The 2,033-nt window shown below is 71.3% G+C and carries 3 protein-coding genes; 2 read left to right on the top strand and 1 reads right to left on the bottom strand.

The genetic code is table 11. The features are described 5' to 3' along the window. On the bottom strand, window positions 1-377 hold a 377-nt coding region (locus FVW27_RS14225; RefSeq protein WP_208294805.1), incomplete at its 3' end, for a GntR family transcriptional regulator. A 182-nt stretch (window positions 378-559) separates the two neighbouring features. Here FVW27_RS14225 and FVW27_RS14230 point away from each other — a divergent pair. Beyond that, entirely contained in the window at window positions 560-1,477 is a 918-nt protein-coding gene (locus FVW27_RS14230) for an AzlC family ABC transporter permease (protein WP_208294806.1), read from the top strand. A gap of 24 nt (window positions 1,478-1,501) precedes the next feature. After that, complete coding sequence (locus FVW27_RS14235; RefSeq protein ID WP_167126282.1) at window positions 1,502-1,828, top strand: AzlD domain-containing protein; 327 nt, start codon at window positions 1,502-1,504, stop codon at window positions 1,826-1,828. Window positions 1,829-2,033 lie beyond the last annotated feature (205 nt).

The following is a 2,033-nucleotide window of genomic DNA, read 5'->3' on the forward strand; positions in this document are numbered from 1 at the left end:
GGGCCGGTGGGCGGGGCGGGGCGGGCCTGCGGCACGGGCAGGCCGCGCATGCCCTGGCGCACGAAATAGCCGGAACGGGGCCGCGCCTCGATGATGCCCTTGCGCTCCAGTTCCAGATAGGCGTGCCCCACGGTGGCGATGGACAGCCCCATGGAGGTGGACAGCCCGCGCAGCGATGGCAACCGGTCCCCGGGGCGGAACCTGCCGGACTGGATCATGTCCGTCACGTGGCGCTCCACCCGGTGGTAGTGGAAGGCGGCGGTGTCGGCGGATGCCACACCGCCGGGGGCAGTGGGGGCATCGAAACCGGCGTCCCCAGCGATGCCGGGGGCCGGATTGCTGCCGGGGGCTGATGCGGCAAAGGGGCGGGCGGGCATGGGGCCTCCTTGCAGGTGCGGTGGGCAGGTGCGGGGCGGGTTGATGCGCGGAATGGGCGGTATGGGCGTGGCTGACCAGCCGGAATCGGGCGCTCGCGCCATCTGTTATGCTTGTTTTTCCGTTTGACTGTATCTGTTCAGGTGACAGATTTCATGGTCATGTGCAACCCGGAGGTTGCACCATGGATACCGCATCGTCGCCCGGCACGACCCACGCGCCGTCATCGTACCACTCCAGGGCCATCGTGCCCGCGTCCCGCCTGGCCGCCGTGCTGTCCGGCATGCGGCAGGCCCTGCCCATCGTGCTCGGCTACGTGCCGGTGGCCTTCGCCTTTGGCGTGCTGGCCCGCAAGACCGGCATCCCCGCATCGGGGGCGGTGTGCATGTCGCTGATGGTCTTCGCCGGGTCCGCCCAGCTCATTTCGGTCAGCCTGCTGGCGGGTGGGGCATCCCCGGCCACGGTGGTGCTGACCACCTTCGTGGTCAACCTGCGCCACCTGCTCATGTCCGCCGCGCTGGCCCCGGCCCTGCGCCGCTGGCCGCGCGCGCTGCAGGCGCTGTTCGCCTTCCAGCTGACGGACGAGACCTTTGCCCTGCACGTCAGCCGCCTGCCCTCGACCCCCGGCGATACGCGGCCCGAACCGCCCCGTGCCGAAACCCTGGCCCTGAACATGACCGCCCAGTCTGCGTGGGTCATGGGCACCATCATCGGCGTGTTCGGCAGCGAACTGGTGGCCGACGTGCGCCCGCTGGGGCTGGACTACGCCCTGCCCGCCATGTTCATCGCCCTGCTGCTGCCCTACTGTCGCAAGGCTCGGCGCTTTGCGCTGGCCGCCGTGCTGGCCGGGGGGCTGTCCGTGTTGCTGGCGCTGGCCGGGGCCGGGCAGTGGAACGTGATCATCGCCACGGTCTGCGCGGCCACCCTGTGCACCCTGCTGCCCGCCAGGGCCGATGCCGCGCGGCGTACGGCCCGCAACACAGCCTGCGCGGATGCATCGACCGAGCCGGACGGACCGGGCGAATCAGGTGACCCGGACGGCCTTGCCGGGCTGCCCGGGCTGGCGGAATCCGACGGCGCGGGCCGCGCCCCTACCCTGTAGCCGCGCGCCGCGAGGAAACCGGACATGACCACCACCTTCTTCCTGATGCTGTGCGGCATGCTTGCCGTCACCTACATCCCCCGCGCCGTGCCCCTGCAACTGCTGTCGCAGCGCGAGCTGAACCCCGTCATCACCCGCTGGCTGTCCTTCGTGCCGCCTGCGGTGCTGGCGGCCCTGCTGGCCCCGGACCTGATCATGAAACAGGGCGCCGTGCACATCACCGCCGACAACCTGTACCTGCTGGCCGCCGTGCCCGCCACGCTGGTGGCGTGGCGCACGGGCAGCTTCTTCGGCACCATTGCCGTGGGCATGGTCGCCGTGGCCTGTGCACGGTTTTTCGGCATGACGTAGGGGCTACCCAGGCCCCTGTTGCCAACAACCCTGCACCCGCCCTTCTCCCCCCCCCACCCCGACGGTAGACCGGGCGTGCGGCGGCAGCGCGGACACCTCCTTGCCGCGTCGTCACCGCCGCCCGGCCTCAATTGCAGTCCAACCATCCCGCCTGCCCGCTTCCGCCTGCCCCCTGCCGCCCTCCGCCCGCCCGCGTCGGCAAGCG

The sequence above is a fragment of the Nitratidesulfovibrio liaohensis genome (genome assembly GCF_011682075.1).
In the GTDB taxonomy this organism is placed as follows: domain Bacteria; phylum Desulfobacterota; class Desulfovibrionia; order Desulfovibrionales; family Desulfovibrionaceae; genus Cupidesulfovibrio; species Cupidesulfovibrio liaohensis.